Here is a 1825-nt window from a genome sequence, read left to right as displayed (position 1 = left end):
TGACGGCGCCCAGTGGGGTGGCGCAGCAGCGGGTGATCCGGGCGGCGCTGGCGGACGCGGGGTTGTCCGCGGCGGATGTGGACGTGGTGGAGGCGCACGGTACGGGGACGAAGCTGGGTGACCCGATCGAGGCGCAGGCGTTGCTGGCGACGTACGGTCAGGGGCGTGCGGACGGGCGTCCGTTGCGGTTGGGTTCGCTGAAGTCGAACATCGGTCACACGCAGGCCGCCGCGGGGGTGGCGGGTGTGATCAAGATGGTCATGGCGATGCGCCACGGCGTGCTGCCGAAGACCCTGCACGTCGACGAGCCGTCGCCGCACGTCGACTGGTCCGCCGGCGCGGTCGAGCTGCTGACCGAGGCGCTGCCGTGGGAGGCGGAGGACCGGCCCCGCCGCGCGGGTGTGTCCTCCTTCGGTCTGAGCGGCACCAACGCCCACCTCGTCCTGGAGCAGCCCGGCGCGGAGGACGCCGCCGGGACCGCCGGTGACGACACGGGGGACACCGGCCCTGCGGCGGAGGGGACCGCGGAGCGGTCCGCGACGTCCCCCGTGCTCCGCTCCGCCCCGGAGGACGCGGTCGTCCCGCGCGCCGTCGCGGTGCCCTGGGTGCTCTCCGGTGCGACCGAGGCCGCGGTCCGCCAACAGGCCGCCCGGCTCGCGGAGTTCACCGCCGTCGACGAGGGCGGCCAGGGGTACGACCCGCGCGGGGTGGCCCGCGGCCTGGCGCTCGGGCGCGCCGCGCTCGATCGCCGCACCGTGGTCACGGGCGCCGACCGCGCCGCGCTCACGGACGGTCTGGCCGCCGTCGCCGACGGCACGGCACCGGTGCGCAAGGCGGACTCCGCTCCGGGTCGGACGGTGTTCGTGTTTCCGGGGCAGGGGACGGCGTGGGTGGGTATGGCGGTGGGGTTGTTGGGTGAGTGTGAGGTGTTTGCTGAGCGTTTTGGTGAGTGTGTGGGGGTGTTGGAGCGTTTTGTGGAGTGGTCGGTGTGGGATGTGGTGTGGGGTGTTGAGGGTGCGGTGTCGTTGGATCGGGTGGATGTGGTGCAGCCGTTGTCGTGGGCGGTGATGGTGTCGTTGGCGGCGGTGTGGGAGTCGGTGGGGGTGGTGCCGGATGCGGTGGTGGGGCATTCGCAGGGGGAGATTGCGGCGGCGGTGGTGGCGGGGGCGTTGTCGTTGGAGGACGGCGCCCGGGTCGTGGTGTTGCGGTCGCGGGTGATTGCGGGGTCGTTGGCGGGTGCGGGGGGGATGGTGTCGGTGGGTGTGGGTGTGGGTGAGGTGGAGCGGTTGGGGTTGTTGTCGGTGGGGGTGTCGGTGGCGGCGGTGAATGGTCCGTCGTCGGTGGTGTTGGCGGGGGATGTGGTGGGGGTGGATGAGGTGGTTGCGCGGTGTGAGGGGTTGGGGGTGCGGGTGCGTCGGGTGGCGGTGGATTATGCGTCGCATTCGGTGCATGTGGAGGGTGTGCGGGAGGAGTTGTTGCGGGTGTTGGGGCCGGTGGTGCCGCGGGGTGGTGGGGTGCGGTTCTTTTCGTCGGTGGAGTGTGGGTGGGTGGATGGTGGTGGGTTGGGTGGGGGGTATTGGTATCGGAATCTGCGGGAGCCGGTGTTGTTCGCGGGTGCGGTGGAGGGGTTGGTGGGTGAGGGGTTCGGTGTGTTTGTGGAGGTGAGTGCGCATCCGGTGTTGGTGCCGGGTGTGGAGGGTGTGTTGGAGGGTGTGGGTGTGGAGGGTGTGGTGGTGGGGACTCTGCGTCGGGGTGAGGGGGGTTGGGGTCGGGTTCTGCGTTCGGTGGGGGAGTTGTGGGCCGCGGGCGTCGACATCGACTGGAA

General features: G+C 71.5%; 1 protein-coding gene. It reads left to right on the top strand.

Translation table 11 applies throughout. The features are described 5' to 3' along the window. On the top strand, positions 1-1825 hold a 1825-nt coding region (locus tag RM812_RS41490; RefSeq protein WP_311586102.1), incomplete at both ends, for a type I polyketide synthase.

Origin of the sequence: Streptomyces lancefieldiae, assembly GCF_031845825.1 — a bacterium.
Classification (GTDB): Bacteria; Actinomycetota; Actinomycetes; order Streptomycetales; family Streptomycetaceae; genus Streptomyces; species Streptomyces lancefieldiae.
Note: the sequence above shows the minus strand (reverse complement) of the source record. Positions and strands in the feature narration are given on the sequence as shown.